16 protein-coding genes are annotated in these 15,554 nt (G+C 48.2%); 10 read left to right on the forward strand and 6 right to left on the reverse strand.

Features of this window, described 5'->3' with window-relative positions:
* Positions 1–80 precede the first annotated feature (80 nt).
* From H8S11_RS04845 to H8S11_RS04865, 6 genes are all read right to left on the reverse strand, one after another.
* Positions 81–1,112: a TAXI family TRAP transporter solute-binding subunit gene (locus H8S11_RS04845; RefSeq protein WP_186852380.1), complete on the reverse strand. Its 1,032-nt coding sequence runs from the start codon at positions 1,110–1,112 to the stop codon at positions 81–83.
* A 483-nt stretch (positions 1,113–1,595) separates the two neighbouring features.
* Entirely contained in the window at positions 1,596–2,111 is a 516-nt protein-coding gene (locus H8S11_RS13890) for an acetyl-CoA hydrolase/transferase C-terminal domain-containing protein (protein ID WP_243200928.1), read from the reverse strand.
* A gap of 72 nt (positions 2,112–2,183) precedes the next feature.
* Positions 2,184–2,813, reverse strand: a complete 630-nt coding sequence (locus H8S11_RS13895) for a hypothetical protein (RefSeq protein WP_243200929.1) — start codon at positions 2,811–2,813, stop codon at positions 2,184–2,186.
* 91 nt (positions 2,814–2,904) lie between these two features.
* Positions 2,905–4,275, reverse strand: a complete 1,371-nt coding sequence (locus tag H8S11_RS04855; protein ID WP_186852381.1) for an aldehyde dehydrogenase family protein — start codon at positions 4,273–4,275, stop codon at positions 2,905–2,907.
* Positions 4,276–4,356: 81 nt separating this feature from the next.
* Positions 4,357–4,830 (reverse strand): RpiB/LacA/LacB family sugar-phosphate isomerase, encoded by a 474-nt coding sequence (locus tag H8S11_RS04860; RefSeq protein ID WP_147572882.1) that lies wholly within the window; start codon positions 4,828–4,830, stop codon positions 4,357–4,359.
* 256 nt (positions 4,831–5,086) lie between these two features.
* Positions 5,087–5,860, reverse strand: coding sequence for a DeoR/GlpR family DNA-binding transcription regulator (locus H8S11_RS04865; RefSeq protein ID WP_186852382.1), 774 nt, complete (start codon positions 5,858–5,860; stop codon positions 5,087–5,089).
* A 328-nt stretch (positions 5,861–6,188) separates the two neighbouring features.
* Between H8S11_RS04865 and H8S11_RS04870 the strand changes: the two genes are divergently transcribed.
* The 10 genes from H8S11_RS04870 (at position 6,189) to H8S11_RS04915 (ending at position 15,545) form a co-directional block, all read left to right on the forward strand.
* Complete coding sequence (locus H8S11_RS04870) at positions 6,189–7,022, forward strand: transketolase (RefSeq protein ID WP_147572886.1); 834 nt, start codon at positions 6,189–6,191, stop codon at positions 7,020–7,022.
* 43 nt (positions 7,023–7,065) lie between these two features.
* Entirely contained in the window at positions 7,066–8,037 is a 972-nt protein-coding gene (locus H8S11_RS04875; protein ID WP_186852383.1) for a transketolase family protein, read from the forward strand.
* Between the two features lie 21 nt (positions 8,038–8,058).
* The gene (locus H8S11_RS04880) at positions 8,059–8,541 is read left to right on the forward strand and encodes an RpiB/LacA/LacB family sugar-phosphate isomerase (RefSeq protein ID WP_186852384.1); all 483 of its coding nucleotides are present in this window, start codon (positions 8,059–8,061) and stop codon (positions 8,539–8,541) included.
* A 41-nt stretch (positions 8,542–8,582) separates the two neighbouring features.
* Positions 8,583–9,632: a TRAP transporter substrate-binding protein gene (locus H8S11_RS04885; RefSeq protein ID WP_186852385.1), complete on the forward strand. Its 1,050-nt coding sequence runs from the start codon at positions 8,583–8,585 to the stop codon at positions 9,630–9,632.
* Between the two features lie 88 nt (positions 9,633–9,720).
* Positions 9,721–10,263: a TRAP transporter small permease gene (locus H8S11_RS04890; protein ID WP_186852386.1), complete on the forward strand. Its 543-nt coding sequence runs from the start codon at positions 9,721–9,723 to the stop codon at positions 10,261–10,263.
* On the forward strand, positions 10,264–11,568 hold the full coding sequence (locus H8S11_RS04895; protein WP_186852387.1) for a TRAP transporter large permease: 1,305 nt from the start codon (positions 10,264–10,266) through the stop codon (positions 11,566–11,568).
* Between the two features lie 24 nt (positions 11,569–11,592).
* On the forward strand, positions 11,593–12,627 hold the full coding sequence (locus tag H8S11_RS04900) for an NAD(P)-dependent alcohol dehydrogenase (RefSeq protein ID WP_186852388.1): 1,035 nt from the start codon (positions 11,593–11,595) through the stop codon (positions 12,625–12,627).
* Between the two features lie 98 nt (positions 12,628–12,725).
* Positions 12,726–13,652, forward strand: coding sequence for a shikimate dehydrogenase family protein (locus tag H8S11_RS04905; protein WP_186852389.1), 927 nt, complete (start codon positions 12,726–12,728; stop codon positions 13,650–13,652).
* Positions 13,649–14,461, forward strand: coding sequence for a sugar phosphate isomerase/epimerase family protein (locus tag H8S11_RS04910; RefSeq protein WP_186852390.1), 813 nt, complete (start codon positions 13,649–13,651; stop codon positions 14,459–14,461). The genes H8S11_RS04905 and H8S11_RS04910 overlap by 4 nt, the downstream gene beginning before the upstream one ends.
* Positions 14,462–14,477: 16 nt before the next feature.
* Positions 14,478–15,545 (forward strand): zinc-dependent alcohol dehydrogenase, encoded by a 1,068-nt coding sequence (locus H8S11_RS04915; protein WP_186852391.1) that lies wholly within the window; start codon positions 14,478–14,480, stop codon positions 15,543–15,545.
* Positions 15,546–15,554: the final 9 nt, after the last annotated feature.

The raw sequence follows: 15,554 nt of genomic DNA on the forward strand, positions 1-15,554 counted from the left end.
GAGGCCGGAGCCGAGGGCTCCTCAGTTCCGGCCGCTAGCGCATTGATATTGAAACTACCAAACCTTGTAGCTCAGGGCGCTCAAATCAGACCCTGCTCGGCATAATACTTCTCAGCGCCTGGGTGCAGGGGAATAGGCATGTTGGTACACAGGAAGGAGGAATCGGTCATTTCGCTGAGGATAGCGTTGCCGGCCGCCAAATCGGCAGAGTTCTCGTTCATGGTCTTGCACATATCATAGACCAGGCTCTCGTCCAAATCCGCGCTCACGATGACCAGGCACTTCACACCGAAAGTCAAGGTATCATAGTCCTGACCAGTGTAGGTGCCCGCAGGAATGGTGGACTGAATGTATGCCTCGTTTCCAGCCAGAATGTCGTCGATCTCTTCCTGGGTATAGTTCAGGACCACAATGTCCTTAGTGGCAGCCAAGTTGAGCTGTCCGCCAATGGGCAGCCCAGCAAAGCCAAAGGCCGCATCAATGATGCCGTCGCCCACAGAATCGGCACCATCACCCAGCCCAAGGTTCTCCAGGCTGGTATTCTCGGCGCTGATGCCCATAACCTCGAAGGCATCCAAGCAGGAGTTCTCAGTAGCGGAAGCGGCGGGGCCAACAGCAACACGCTTGCCCAGCAGATCATGGACATACTCCAGACCGGACTCCTTCAGCGCTACGCCACTGGAAACAGAGGTGTAAACCGCACCGATAACCCGGACATTCTCCAGTGCGGATGTAAAGGGTTCGACTCCATTGTAACCATTCAGCACCACGTCGGCGGTAGCCACGGCTACATCCACTTCGCCGCTGGCCACATCCTGAACGTTTTGGAAGGATCCAGTAGAGGTTTGGGTATTGCACTTCACACCCTGAACGCTGTTGGTCCATAACTGTGAGAGCGCCGCGCCAGCCGGATATAGGGAACCGCCAGTATCACCAGTTCCAAAAGTCATCATCACATTTCCACGGGAGGGGCTGTTCGAACCGCTTGCGGCACCACTACTGTTGTCCCTGCCGCCCTGAGAGGTGCTGGGCTTTCCGCCGCAGCCAGCCAGCATAGCCAGCATCATCGCCGCAGACAGCAAAATCCCGATCGCTTGTTTTGTTCTTTTCATTTTTTCGCTCCCTTTCTTCGATATTGAACCATTTCATTGGTTCTCAAACCATTTGCTGTGTACGACCGTACACAGCAAATCCCCCGGGGGATTTGCTTTCCATTTTTTCCCTCATTGGGTGAGTGTATTATATCACGGCTCATCTTTCTGCGCAATATCTCTTCTTTATTTCGCGAAACATTTGTGAGATATTACAATTTTCTGGATTTTTCTTAAACTTTTGTAATTTAGCCTACTTTTGCTCCAACTTTTTCATTTCAAATTCCGCTGTGTTTGATATGCGCTCGGTGAAGCAGGTAGTAAAGTAGTAAAAGTGAGGAGGCAGAACTCTAAAATTTCCGTAACAATCGGGATACAGAACACCTTTCACAGTCAGCAATTCAACCACTTTTTAAATATTTTATCGCTGTAGAGGCGCGCCGGATAGGGAAGCACTGTCCCCATCCGGCACTTTTTTATAAAGGCTTCTCCTCTCCACGCTCTCTACTGGAAGTGCTCTTGAGCGTATTGCGCCCAGCTGTCCCGAAAATCAGGATGGGCTATTGCGATCATAGCCTCTGCCCTCTCTCGAAGCGTTTGTCCAGATATCCTCGCTATCCTATACTCGGTTGCTACATATTGGACCATCGTCCGGGGAACAGAAACAGCGCTTCCACTGAAAAAGTATGGGACAATATTCGATTTTAGTGTTCCGTCTTTGTATCTATGAACAGCATTCAAGCAGATAAAACCTTTTCCTCCTCTGGAGCGGCAGGCTCCCTCTAAGAAGTCCATCTGTCCTCCAATGCCTGAGAGCCGACGGGTGCCAGCAGATTCTGCATTTTCTTGTCCCATAAGATCCAGTTCTACTCCGCCATCGATACTGATCACATTACTCATCCGGCCGATACGCTCCACCTCTTTTCTTGCATTGGTCAGTTTACCTGCCTTCCACAGCTCTAAAAAGGCGTCGCTGATCGTTCCTGTGTGGCAGCCCAGGTCCCCTTCCGATCTGACCAAGCTGGCAGCTTGACCACAGTAAAGGGCACGCTCCCCACCCCTGGGGCAGCACCGCTCCATCGGGGATTTCCTTCACCACCAGCTTGGCGATCTCAAGGTCCGCTCCACTGGGCTCCCGATAGCTGCGTTGAGGCAGAGATTCATGCTCCCCCTCCACAATATAGTCCGCCTCGCTAACATGTACCCTATGAAATCCATCCCATGTAGCCGGGGAAGTCTCTCGTTTATCTCGAAAACTACCGTCCGCACGCATTTCAAAATGGTCCGCCATGTGTAATTGGAAATGCCCAAACCATAGTATCCCCGGCTGTCTGGCAAAGAAACAGGCACAAAGGCCACATCACAGCGAATATGTCTGTCCCGATACTGATAAGGCAGGGAGCGGAGCATAACTGGTGTAAATTTTACCAATCCCCTAGTCTGAAGTCCCCGCTCATAGTCTTCAATGTGCCAACTATAATACGAAAGCGCCCGTTGCTCCGGGTCGCACTCCACTACCTCAATCCGCGGCCGTATCACCAGCCCTCCGCAGATCTTCACATCAGTCAGTTCCTCTCTGCGTTCTGCTAGCGCCCGGTCCATCAATTCTGAAAATCCCGCTCCAAATCCATAATCAACCCAGTCCCCTGGACGGACTGCCTTTGCCGCTACTTCTGGGGTAGTAAACTTACTTTTTAGACCGCTCCACATTTTTTCTTCCATTTGAAACCCAGGTTCTTTTTTCCAATATGAAAGTCCGGCTTCTTTAAGCCGGACTTTCACATTCAATCTGTCAAACAGGCCCTTGTCTGTATTACTCAGCCCAAATCTCTTTATCCGTCGGGATATACATCTCAGGCACCTTATAAGAAATACGGCTCACGTTCATCAGGTGTGTGTACCACAGATTTTCACTGATGACGTTGTTCCCCCATGTACCACAGCCTAGGGTGGTGGTGGGATTTAACCCGTTATCCATAGCTCCGCCCAATGCGGTACCGCCCACCTGGTTGACCGCATAGCGGGACACATTAACTACAAATGAGACTGCCTCGATATGTTCTTGGGTATTGGAGTGAATTACCACGCTGTGCCCCATCCCCTCTTCCGCCAGGTTGGCCCGAGCGATCTCCATAGCATCCTCCCAGGTGTCGTACAGGAAGAGAGCCAGCACGGGAAACAGCTTCTCCTTGGACAGCACCTCATCCCGAGCGTATCCGTGGGTGCAGCACACAATAACTTTGGCATCCTGGGGGACGTCCTTCAGCCCGGCCAACTCTGCTATCTCCTGCACTGTCGTTCCGGTCCAGGCCTTGTTGAACACACCATCTGGGAAGGCGCTGTCCCGCACCTTGTCCGCCTCCCCCTGGGTCCCGATGTAATAGGCTCCGTTAGCCTTAACTGCCGCAATCATCTCTCCCGCCTTGTCTCGGGGGCAGATGATATTTTGCTCACAGGTACACAGCACTCCGTTGTCAAAAGTACGGCCCGCAATAACCATCTTGGCCACTTCATCATAGTCCACATCCCGGTCCACCAGCACCTGGACGTTGCCCTGGCCCACGCCATACACAGGTTTTCCAGAGGAGTAGGCCGTCTTGACCAGTGCTGGACCGCCGGTACAGACACACAAATCAGCAAACTTCATCAGTCCAGCAGACAGCTCCATGGTGGGCTCCGCAATAATCTGAATCAGATTATTGGGCATCCCCAGTTGGTCTAGTGCCTCGTTCATCAATTCCACTGTTCTTACCCCTACCTTTTTCGCCCGTGGATGGGGACAAATGATCACTGCGTTTCCACACTTCAGGGCGCACATAGAGTTGTGCATGGGATTGATCACTGGGTTGGTGGTGGCAGTGATGCAGCCTACCACGCCAATTGGCTTGGCCACCTTGACGATCCCGTTCTTCTCGTCCCGCTCGATAATACCGCGGCTCTTCTTTCCCTTCATCCGCCACCAGGTGCTTTTGGCCTTGTTCCGGCACTTAGCGATTTTACTATCTACCCTTCCCATTCGGGTCTCCTCCACTGCCAGGTTTGCCAGTTCCTCCGCATGGTCATAGACGGACTTTCCAATAGCCCTCACCGCTTCATCCACTTTTTCCTGGGTATAGGTTTCAAACTCCTTTTGTGCCGTACGGGCCTTTCCAATCAGTTCCTCCAGATATTCCTGTGTATTCATAATAAAATCTCCTTTGATATAAAACTCGATTACTACGTGAAATACAGACAGATTGGTCTCCCTGAACACAGCTTCTTATGTTCATGTCCGGAACTGTTTATCCTCGATGTTACGAACTGCATCCAGAAATGCTTCCAAGCGTTTACCGCGCACTTCATCCGCATCCGCCTTCCATTTTGTGTTCAAAAACGTATCCACGATTTGAATACCAAGACCAGGCCCAATGATATTGCCGCCCAAAGCCAAACAGTTGCAATTATTAATCTCACGGCAGTTGTAGGCGGCATATATGCTCTCCACCACAGCACAGTAGACACCGCGGTGCTTATTGGCAACAATACTGACTCCCATTCCAGTTCCGCATAGTACAATGCCCACATCCGCTTTGCCACTTTGAATATCAGAAGCTACCACATCCCCGACCGAAGGATACAGGACACGTTCTCCCTCCCTGCTTCCTTTGTCGGTCACGTCATATCCGCAGGTTTCTAAGTGCTTTTTAATTGTTTCTTTTAATTCTGCTCCTCCTGGGTCTGCCGCAATAGTAATTTTCATATTCAGTCACCATCTCTCATATTTTTTATCTTTTATTATCAAAAAGATAATATTTATTTTTATTTTAATATCATTTATTTTTCGTTTATTGTAATCTAGCCTAAAATATTTGTCAATATAAAATAATGGATTTTTTATGAGTTTCTTATTCTCATAAAGAAATAGTATTTTTCAGAACTCTATACAAAGCAAAAAAGTGTTGCGTGAAATCGCCGTCTTCGCGATTTCGCGCAACACTTTCTTAATATATTCTCTTTTAACCTTGTTCGGGCAGCGCCACAATTACCTGAACACCAATTTCATCTAAATGCCGTTTCAAAATTGGGTCCTCAATTGGCCGGGCTACAATAATTGTGTCTATTTCTTCAAAGGATGCAAATAAAACCATTCCAGTTAATGCAAATTTACTGTTATCAATTACCAATACACGTTTTTTCGCGCATTGGATCATCTTTCGCTTTACTCCCGCCTGGAGGGGTGAAATAACTGTCAGCCCGTCACATCCACGAATCCCTGTAGCACCTAAAAATAGGATTGAAGCAGAAATTCGATCTAAGAACAATTCTACATCCGGACCAACTAGAGCCAGGTTATCATACTCAAACAACCCGCCGGTAAGCAAAATATTCTGTTTGGGTGCCTCCAGCGCAGAAACAATTGACAAAGAATTCGTTATCAGAGTAATATCTGACCGTTTTCCAACTTCAATCGCTACTGCGTGCACGGTCGTGCCGGAGTCCAGCATGACAGAATCTCCCGATTGCACCATTTGCGCCGCCACACGAGCCATTGCCTGTTTCTCTTCCGCAAATAAAGTATTTCTAGTCAAGAATCCGGGTACCGCCGGCGTTTTTACAAGATGTACCGCACCATGGGTACGGCTAATACTTCCGCTGTTTTCCAGAAAAGTCAAGTCCCGGCGAATGGTCGCTGGCGTAACGTCAAACTGGTCAATAATTTCATTTACATCACAGTCTTGCTTGGTCTGCAAATAATTGATAATTGTATTGCGTCTTTCTGATGCAGTCAAGGAATCACCAGCTTTCCTCTATTTTTTATAAATTTAAATTTATTATGGTACATTTATTACTTAATGTCAACTATGTTACAGCACTTTTTATATTTTTAAAATTCCGTTTATTTAATTTAAACTTTTTTCGTCAAAACAACCAACAAAAGAAAAACAAGTTGTATATTTTTAATAAATATTTTACCTCCCGCAAAAAATATGTTGACTTTCTTGTTTCAAAAAAATATATTATGATACATAAAAGAACATAATATAACCAGAAATAAAAAATACCGAACACTCAAATGATTCAAAAAGCAATCTATTAAGGATGGTGTATAACTGAGCTATGATGACACAGGAACAGAAAACAAAGTTAACTGGATTTGCGGCTGAAATTAGAAGCGAGTGTATCAAGATGATCTCCAAAATCGGCGTCGGTCATGTAGGGGGTTGTCTGTCCATCGCAGATGTACTGGCTTGTCTATATGGCGGCGCAATGAAAATTGATCCCCAAAATCCAAAATGGGAGGACCGCGACCGTTTTATTCTTTCCAAAGGCCATGCCGGTCCTGCTATGTATGCAGCCCTTGGTCTAAAGGGATATTTTCCAATGGCTATGTTAGACACTCTGAACCAGCCCCCTACAAATCTTCCCAGTCATACAGATATGAACCGTACCCCTGGTGTAGATATGACTACTGGTTCCTTGGGCCAAGGAATCTCCTCCGCAGTTGGTATTGCACTGGGATGTCATTTAAAAGGGAACAATAACTACACTTATGTGATCATAGGAGATGGCGAGAGTCAAGAGGGTCAGGTCTGGGAGGCTGCCATGTTCGCTGGCGCCAAGCATCTCCACAGGTTAATTGCCTTTGTGGACTACAACAGAAAGCAGATTGATGGCACGGTGGAACAAGTGGGAGGCCCTCCCAATTTTGAGTTAAAATTTAAAGCCTGCAACTGGAATGTTATTGACGTGCCGGACGGGAATAATGTAGAGCAGATCTGGGCCGCAATTGAACTAGCCAAGGCAGAACAGTCCAAACCTTCCGCTATCATTCTACATACAGTAAAGGGCAAAGGCTGGTCCTATGCTGAGACACTGGAGAACAACCATAACTTCAAGGTCAATGCAGAGCAGGCGGCAGAGGCCTGTGCGGAATTTTTCCTTCAAAAATAAAGGGTTCAGGGTAATTCAAGATAAAGAATAAGGTGATTTTGCTATGATTGGAAGCTTAGCCCAAAATAGAAAGGACATTAAAGATCCGGAGATGCGCACTATCTATGCGCAGTCCATTGAAAGGATGATTCTGGAAGGTAAACAAATTGTCGCTCTGGACGCAGACCTTATGCGAGCCATCGGCACTTACGGGCTCTGGAACAAATATCCAGAGCAGATCATTGAGTGTGGCATTGCCGAAGCCAACATGGTAGGTGTCGCTGCCGGCTTGTCAAGCGAGGGCTTTATTCCTTTTGTCCATACTTTTGGATGTTTTTCTGCCCGTCGTGCCTTAGACCAGATTTTTATGAGTTGTGCTTACGCCAAACAAAACGTTAAGATCCTAGGCAGCGATCCCGGTGTAGTCGCCGCCCTCAATGGCGGCACCCATACCCCTAACGAAGATATCGCTGCCCTACGGGCCATTCCAGAGATGACCATCGTAGACATATGCGATACGGTGATGGCCGCCAAGCTATTACCTCAAATCGCTGACACTCACGGCACATTTTTTATTCGATATCCACGTACTAGCATTCCCCGTGTATATGATGAGAGCATGGAGTTTCAGCTCGGCAAATCTGTTCAACTGCGCGACGGAAAAGACCTAACGATTATTGCTTCTGGTATTGAGGTATCCGAGGCACTTGACGCTGCCGAGGTATTAGCCCAGGAGGGCATCGAAGCCCGAGTCATCGATATGTTCACCATCAAGCCCCTAGACACCGATGCGGTGGAGGCCGCAGCCAAGGAAACGGGTGCCATCGTCACTGCTGAAAACCATAATGTGAACGGAGGGCTCGGCTCTGCTGTCGCAGAGTATCTGGTAGAGCACTGTCTGGTACCGATGGAGCGTGTGGCCAATATGGACCGTTTTGGGGATGTGGGAAGCCTGCGCTACCTGATGGATGAGTACGGACTAAGCTTCCGCTTCATTGTAGAAAAAGCAAAACAGGTCCTCAAGCGGAAATATTAAAGGCAAGAGGTGTCATTGGAGATGGATAAAACAATCATTATTGGCGCTGACCGTTTGGCTGTACCGCTAAAGGATGCTCTAAAACATCGACTTGAGGAAGTCCATGGCTATCAAGTTACCGACGTGGGGATGCAGGAGGGCGGCGCCTTTATTTCCTATATTGACACGGCGTGTAAGGCTGCCCGTGAAATCCAGCAGGGGCACTTTAACCGAGGGATCCTCCTGTGTGGCACTGGGGCTGGAATGAGCGTAGTCGCAAACAAGTTTAAGGGCATCTATGCGGTGCTCTGCCATAACACGTATGAGGCACGTATGTGCCAGACAATCAACAACGCTAACATCATGTGCCTGGGTGGCGGAGTTCTTACTCCCGCAATTGCGGAAGAAATGCTGGATCTTTTTCTCGAAACACCCTTTAAGGTCGGTTTTCCCGCAGACCGACATGAATTTTTAGAGTTTGCCCAGCAGGAGATTGCTCGTATTGAGGAAGAGAATTTTAAATGAGCGCAAAAAATAAACCATTATTTTTTAGGAGGGTTTTGACAATGAAAAAACTATTCGCTTTTTCCCTTGCACTGGCAATGGCCATCTCTTTAACTGCCTGTAGCAACGACAGTTCCAGTAGTGGCACCAACGGAGCTGACAGCAGCAACACCGCTGAGAAGAGTGTCACACTTCACATGGGCGGCGGTTTGACTACTACTAGTCCCCAGTATCCGGCTCTACAGGCCTTTGCTGAAGCGGTTGAGGAGGAGTCTGGCGGTACTATTAAGATTTCTCTGGATCTGTCCGGAGCATTGGGGTCCGACCGTGAGATTATCGAGGGTGTTATGAATGGTTCTGTCGAAATGATGCATATGGCTGATATCAGCATTGGCAGCGTTATTACTGAGCTTGGCTTTGTAAATCTGCCCTACCTGTTCCCCACCCGTGAATCCGCAGAAGATCATTATCTTTATGGTGAACTGGGCAATATTTATCGCAGCGTGATGGCTGAAAATGGCATGACCATTCTGGGCCAACTGCTTGAGGGCGACTTCCGTTGGATTTCCAACTCGAAACACGAGATACAGGCTCCCAGTGACCTATCCGGCCTCAAAATCCGTGTAGTAGACTCCCCTATGTATGTTTCTTTCTTCGAGAATCTGGGCTGTAATCCTGTGGCCATGTCTGTTTCCGAAGTGGCCGCTGCCCTCCAGCAAAATGTTATTGATGGTCAGGACAACGGCCCCCTGAACACTTATTTTTACGGGTTCTATGATTTCCAGAGCTATATGACCAAAACAAACCACGCCTATGCCGCCAATATGCTGTGCATTAATACGGATGTCTATGAGTCCTTGTCTGAAAATCAGCAGACGATTTTGAGCGAACAGGCCGAGATTTATACCGCTTTAGCCTATGAGTATCAGGTAGCCGCAATTGATGGCTTCTGTGAGGAGATGGAAAAGGCCGGGATGCATATCGTTGAAACTACCGAGGAACTAAGTACCTTTATGAAGGAAGCATCTACTAAGGTATGGGCTGACGAAAGCATCACTGGAATGTTCAACCAGGATGCTATGGCTTATATTAACGAAAACCTCGCTGGCTAAACTGGAATCGCACCTTTTGGGTTACCGGCCGTGGCAGGTGGGGCAGAGCGTCACCTGTCACGGCAAAACAGAACAAGGAGAGGCATCTATGAATGTACTGCAACTCATCAGCAAGCGGCTCTACCAGGGAGAGCGGGTTATTGCCATAGTTACCTTTATCTCCATGATGCTCATCATGTTTATCCAGGTTTTTTTCCGTTATGTAGTCCAATCCTCTCTGGCCTGGTCCGAAGAAGCTATGCGATATCTTTTTGTCATTACCAGCTACTTTGGTGCGGCCTGTGCTACTTATGAACACAAGCATGTTGTCATCGATTTTCTCGGTACTATTTGTGGAAAGTTCGTCAAGGGCGAGAAGCGGCAGGAGGCAATTTTTTCCGCTGTGGATGTTCTTGTAAGCATAGTGTGTTGTGGATTCTTTATTTATATGAGCAGCGTGATGTTCACCTATTCCCTGGACCTGCAGGCGAAGAATCACCTTTCTACCGCTATGCTTATTCCCCTATGCTATGTCGGCTACGCGGTAGTGGCTGCCATGGTACTATGTGCAGTCCACTACTTTATAGAAATTTTCACCTCCGCAGGTATTTTTTCAAAGGACCTGAAGGAAATGAAGGAGGGAAAGCAGTAAATGCATTGGCTCGTTGTGTTTCTAGGGCTGTTCATGCTGTTTGCCATTTTCCGTATTCCAGTAGCTGTCAGTATGAGCTTAGCTACTCTCATTACCATGGCTGGTGCCGGTGTCAATTTTGGAATTATTGGCACATCTGTTTTTAATAGTCTGAACTCGTTTACCTTCCTGGCCATCCCAGCCTTTATCATCGCCGGTGATATAATGGGTGTCACTGGTATCTCAAACTCTCTGCTCAATTGGGTGGACTCCATGGTGGGCCGCCTGCGGGGCTCCACAGGAGCTACCGCCGTGGTTTGTTCCCTGTTGTTTGGCACTCTGACTGGCTCCTCCCTGGCTACCTGTACCGCTATTGGCACTATGATGATTCCTGAGATGGAAAAGCGGGGCTATTCCCGGCCCTACTCCGGCGCATTGATTGCCGCCTCTGGATTTTTAGGTATCCTGATTCCTCCTAGTATCCCTGGCATTATGTTTGCCATGATGTCTGGCTCCAACCTGATGGCTGTCTGGTGTGTCACCATCGTACCGGGTGTTCTGGTAGGTGCTGGATACATCGTCATCAACTACTTTCGTATGGGGCGGAAAGAGGCCAAATGTACTGAGCCTTTCAATTTTGGCCCCTATGTCAAGAATATTGGAATCAATACCTGGCGGGCCATCCCCGCGATTCTGATGCCTTTGATCATCTTTGTAGGTATCTATGGCGGCATCTTTACTCCCACCGAGGCCGGTGGTGTGGCCGTATTCTATGGGTTGCTGGTCGGCTGGGCATTCCTTCCACTGGCACAAAAACGCTGGCCTGAGAAAAAGTTGCTGACTGTAATCAGCGATTCCTCCGTCTCCACCGCTAGTATTACTTTGATCATCGGCCTGTCCGCAATTACTGGGCGGATGGTCACCCTGACAGGGATCCCACAGGAAGTAACCGATGCTCTGATGTCGGTTACGGACTCCAAATACATATTTCTGCTGCTGGTAAATCTGATGCTGCTGGTAGCCGGTATGTTTATGGAAACCAACAGCGCTATTCTTTTGCTGGGTCCCATTTTGTTGCCTGTGGCTAACGCTTATGGTGTGGAAACCATCCACTTTGCTGCTATCATGCTGCTGAATATGGAAATCGGTATGATTACCCCACCTATGGCTGGCAATCTGTTCGTTTCCGCCCGTTTGGCAAATTGTAGCATTGATAAGCTCTTGAAGGACCTAGCCCCCTTCTTCCTATGGGCGTTGACCGTATTGATGTTCACCACCTATGTGCCTCAGGCCATCACCTGGCTGCCTGCCGCGCTTGGGATCTGAACCACATGGTAAGGAGTCTTTTTGATGGAAAATAGAGAAGCTCTACTGTTGGAACCAGGAAAAATTCAAGTATTCCCCTGCGAAATGCCGGTCATTCAAGACGATGAAGTCTTAGTTAAGATGGAATACTGCGGTGTATGCGGTTCCGATGTGCATTATTTCCGCTTTGGTGGGATTGGTCGCCGTAAGGTCACCTTTCCCTATGTCCTGGGACATGAATGTACCGGCGAGGTGTTAGAGATTGGCTCTAAGGTCACCAATGTGACCGTAGGTGACAAGGTCGTCATGGAGCCAGGTCTGGGCTGTGGACATTGCGAATACTGCATGACCGGGCGGTATAACCTATGCGAGGACATGAAATTCATGGCCACTCCGCCCTATAACGGAGCCTTTAAGAAATACATGGCCTATCCTGCCCGTGGCTGCTTCAAGTTGCCTGAGAGCGTCTCCACCTTGGAGGGTGCTATGATTGAGCCGCTGGCCGTGGGAATGCACGCTGCCCGCCGGGGCGAGGTAGACAACTCTAAGGTAGTCCTAATCACCGGCATGGGCTGCATAGGTCTAATGACTCTGCTGTCCTGTAAAGCAATGAATGCGCAGAAAATCATTGTCACGGATATATTTCAGAACCGATTAGAGAAGGCCCTTGAGTTGGGTGCCGACTACGCCATCAACGTAGCCGAAACTGATATGCTTGAAAAGCTTAAGGAACTGACCGACGAGAAGGGGGCGGATGTCGTCTTTGAAACAGCCGGACGGGCCCAGACAGCTGCGCAGAACGTCTTTGCAGTTCGGAGAGGCGGCGTAATTGTCCAAGTCGGTACCATTGCAGATCCAGTTCCCTACCAATTTAATGAGCTCGGAAAAATCGAGGCAGACATTCGCTCGGTCTTCCGCTATCGCAATATCTTCCCCCTAGCCATTAAGCTAATCGAAAAGGGTGATATCGACCTCAAGGCAGTAGACCCTGATATTTTCGACTTTGAGGATGTAGACAAGGCCTTTGACACGGCTATCAACAGGGGCAACGAAGTCGTCAAATGTATCCTAAAATTCTGATCTAGAAACTTCGTGTTTCTGGTCAGGAAGGAAGAAGCCTCCTGAGATCTAAGCAGGTCCAGGAGGCTTCCCACTATTTGGAAAAGGAGTCAACACAAATGCGAGTCAAATACGATGTAGATACTCAGCTATTGTTTCAGATCGGCGATCCTTTGGATCACGCCTGTGCCTGCACTATCCATAACCGGATGTACGAGTTGGCTAATCTAAATGCAGTGAACTTGAATGTGGTGGTCAAAAAAGGAGAATTACCGGCGTTCATTCAGTCCTGTAAGCAATTGGGTGTTAAGGGGTTTGATATCACTATGCCCCACAAAAGTGACATTATTCCCCTCTGCGACGAAGTAGAGCCATTTAGCCGGGAGTTCAACTGCGTGAATCATGTAAAGATTCGAGATGGGAAACTGATCGGTGTGGGGCTAGATGGTCTTGGTATGGTCATGGCTATCGAAGACTCCGGCTTTCCTATTTATGGCTCTAAAGTCCTGATGCTGGGCGCTGGAGCGGTCTCCGGTCCTATCGCAGCAGAGTTATGCCAGCGGGGTGCATCCTCTGTGGTCATTCTGAACCGCACTGTATCTAAGGCGGAAAAAATTACCATATCTTTAAAAAAATATTTCCCTACACTTCAGGCTACAGCAATGTCCATGACGCTGGAGAATCTGTGTTCCTGTGCTCCAGAAGCTGACCTAGTAGTTCAGTGTACTAGTTTGGGCATGAGCGGACACCAGGGTGATTATGAAGACTTAACCTTTATAGATCTTCTCCCCAAGGATGCCTGTGTAGCAGACGTTATTTTTAATCCAGAGCGCACCTCCATCTTAGCCCGTGCAGAGGCCAGAGGGCTGCGTGTTCTCAACGGTATGGGCATGCTGGTAAATCAGGAAAAGGCCATGATGAAATTCCATTTTGGTGTGGATTTGGGGCCGGAGTTTGCTCTCGAAGGAGAGGAAACCCTCCTAATGGCTTTGGTGATGCGACAGCTACGTACTCGACGCCTAACACGGAAGGGAGCAAGCAAATGAGCAAAAAATGCGGAATTTGTGAGTGGTCATTTGCCGTAACAGGTCCTTCCGCTATTGAGTACGCTGGGGTAATTGGCTTTGATGGTATCCAGATCGGCGATCTTGGTGGAGCAAGGAACTGTTTTCCACTGAATGATCCCCACATCCAACAGACCTATCTGGAAGCATCAAGTCGCTTCCAGGTCCAACTACAATCCATGCACCTGTTCACGTTAGTTCGGGAAGGTGGGCTCCAGAAACCGGTGGATAGTGAGGCGGGCAAGCATGCGCTATATAGTATCCGTAAGGGATTGGAGGCCTGCCAGGCCATGAATATCCCCGCGTTACTGGTGACCTCCTATGATTCTTGTAGTATTATCAATAGCTATGATATAGAATGTACTGCGAAGCTGCTAAAACAAGCGGCCCATATATCGGAGGACTGTGGCATCCAACTAGTCTACGAAAGCATCCTCCAGGAGCATTATATCAAGGAAATTTTAAACTATGTGGGTTCTGGGATCAAACTGTGCTACGATATTCTGAATCCCATCAAATTTCTGAAAGGCAATCCCGCGGAAGAAATCAGGCATTTTGGGACACAGTGGATCGACCACGTCCATTTAAAAGACTGTCCAGAGGAAATGACTGGCTTTTGCCAGCTTGGCAAGGGCTATGGCCGTTTTGAAGATAGTATTGCCGCACTGCATGAGATTGGATACGACGGCTGGTACATCACGGAAAATTTCTATCACCTTCCCCCCATGGGTAACACCGGGAGTGTGTTCCAGACAGCGAAGCGTGACCTGGATACTATGCGTAAACTCTAACAAGGGGAGGTGTCAAATGGAAACTATAATGAAAGCTCTTGTTAAGACTGAAAAAGGTCCAGGGCACCTCACGCTCATGGAACGCCCTGTCCCTCAAATTGGGGACGATGATCTGTTAGTCCAAGTAAAGGCGGCTGGAATCTGCGGCTCTGATATACGGATGAAGAATCTGGGGAACTCAGAAAATTTGCGGCCTCCTGTGATTCTGGGTCATGAGTTTTCCGGGGTAATCGCCGCAGTGGGCAAACACATCAAAGGCTTTGAGATCGGTCAGAGAGTAGTATCCGACAACAGTGGTGACCTGTGTGGTAAATGCGATATGTGTGCCAAAGGCAATTACTTAATGTGTGCCCACAGAGTAGGTCTAGGTTCCGGCATGGACGGAGGTTTCGCCCCTTACGTCAAAATATCCGGGCACCTGTTATCCGTTAATCCTCAGTCACTTTACACTATTCCAAACAATGTTTCCTTTGCGGAAGCAAGTCTCATGGACCCCATCTGCAATGCCTATAAGGCCGTCGTAGAAGAAAGCAGTTTAATACCAGGTCAGGATATCCTGATCTTCGGGTTAGGGACGATTGGCCTCCTTGCGATAAAGATTGCCCATCTGATGGGTGCCGGACGTATTATCGCAGTCAACCGCTCTCGCAATGAAGATCGTATCCAAATTGCCCGAAAGTTCGGTGCTACCCATGTGATTTGCTCTAAGGAGGAGGACGTATTCCAACGGGTGTCTTACATTACAAACGGTGAAATGGTTCCGGTATTGATTGATTGTGCTGGTCAAAACCAGATTCTTGAGGTAGCGCTCGCCCTGCTACAAAAGGGCGGTGAATTTATCAAAGTCGGTTATGATGCTGGGCCAGTAGGCATTTCTCTAGACCGTTATGTCAATAAGGGAATCCGAATTCAGGGTCATTTTGCTTATGACTATCAAGGCTGGAAAAACTGCCTGAAACTCATGGAACTACGCAAATTAGATGTACGTGATGTTATTACCCATCGGCTCCCTTTGGAGCAGTGGGAGGAGGGGTTTCGCCTAGTGGAAAGTCGTAAGGGCATTAAAGTCATTTTTGAATTTTAAAAAGGAGAG

Source organism: Flintibacter hominis (assembly GCF_014287965.1).
Taxonomy (GTDB): Bacteria; Bacillota; Clostridia; order Oscillospirales; family Oscillospiraceae; genus Lawsonibacter; species Lawsonibacter aceti.

What these genes read in the sequence shown, in the direction of transcription:
- H8S11_RS04890 (WP_186852386.1), top strand. Translation starts at nt 9,721, where the DNA reads ATGAATGTACTGCAACTCATCAGCAAGCGGCTCTACCAGGGAGAGCGG.
- H8S11_RS04855 (WP_186852381.1), bottom strand. Translation starts at nt 4,275, where the DNA reads ATGAATACACAGGAATATCTGGAGGAACTGATTGGAAAGGCCCGTACG.
- H8S11_RS04910 (WP_186852390.1), top strand. Translation starts at nt 13,649, where the DNA reads ATGAGCAAAAAATGCGGAATTTGTGAGTGGTCATTTGCCGTAACAGGT.
- H8S11_RS04905 (WP_186852389.1), top strand. Translation starts at nt 12,726, where the DNA reads ATGCGAGTCAAATACGATGTAGATACTCAGCTATTGTTTCAGATCGGC.
- H8S11_RS04895 (WP_186852387.1), top strand. Translation starts at nt 10,264, where the DNA reads ATGCATTGGCTCGTTGTGTTTCTAGGGCTGTTCATGCTGTTTGCCATT.
- H8S11_RS04845 (WP_186852380.1), bottom strand. Translation starts at nt 1,112, where the DNA reads ATGAAAAGAACAAAACAAGCGATCGGGATTTTGCTGTCTGCGGCGATG.
- H8S11_RS04870 (WP_147572886.1), top strand. Translation starts at nt 6,189, where the DNA reads ATGATGACACAGGAACAGAAAACAAAGTTAACTGGATTTGCGGCTGAA.
- H8S11_RS04860 (WP_147572882.1), bottom strand. Translation starts at nt 4,830, where the DNA reads ATGAAAATTACTATTGCGGCAGACCCAGGAGGAGCAGAATTAAAAGAA.
- H8S11_RS04880 (WP_186852384.1), top strand. Translation starts at nt 8,059, where the DNA reads ATGGATAAAACAATCATTATTGGCGCTGACCGTTTGGCTGTACCGCTA.
- H8S11_RS04875 (WP_186852383.1), top strand. Translation starts at nt 7,066, where the DNA reads ATGATTGGAAGCTTAGCCCAAAATAGAAAGGACATTAAAGATCCGGAG.
- H8S11_RS04915 (WP_186852391.1), top strand. Translation starts at nt 14,478, where the DNA reads ATGGAAACTATAATGAAAGCTCTTGTTAAGACTGAAAAAGGTCCAGGG.
- H8S11_RS13895 (WP_243200929.1), bottom strand. Translation starts at nt 2,813, where the DNA reads ATGGAAGAAAAAATGTGGAGCGGTCTAAAAAGTAAGTTTACTACCCCA.
- H8S11_RS04885 (WP_186852385.1), top strand. Translation starts at nt 8,583, where the DNA reads ATGAAAAAACTATTCGCTTTTTCCCTTGCACTGGCAATGGCCATCTCT.
- H8S11_RS04900 (WP_186852388.1), top strand. Translation starts at nt 11,593, where the DNA reads ATGGAAAATAGAGAAGCTCTACTGTTGGAACCAGGAAAAATTCAAGTA.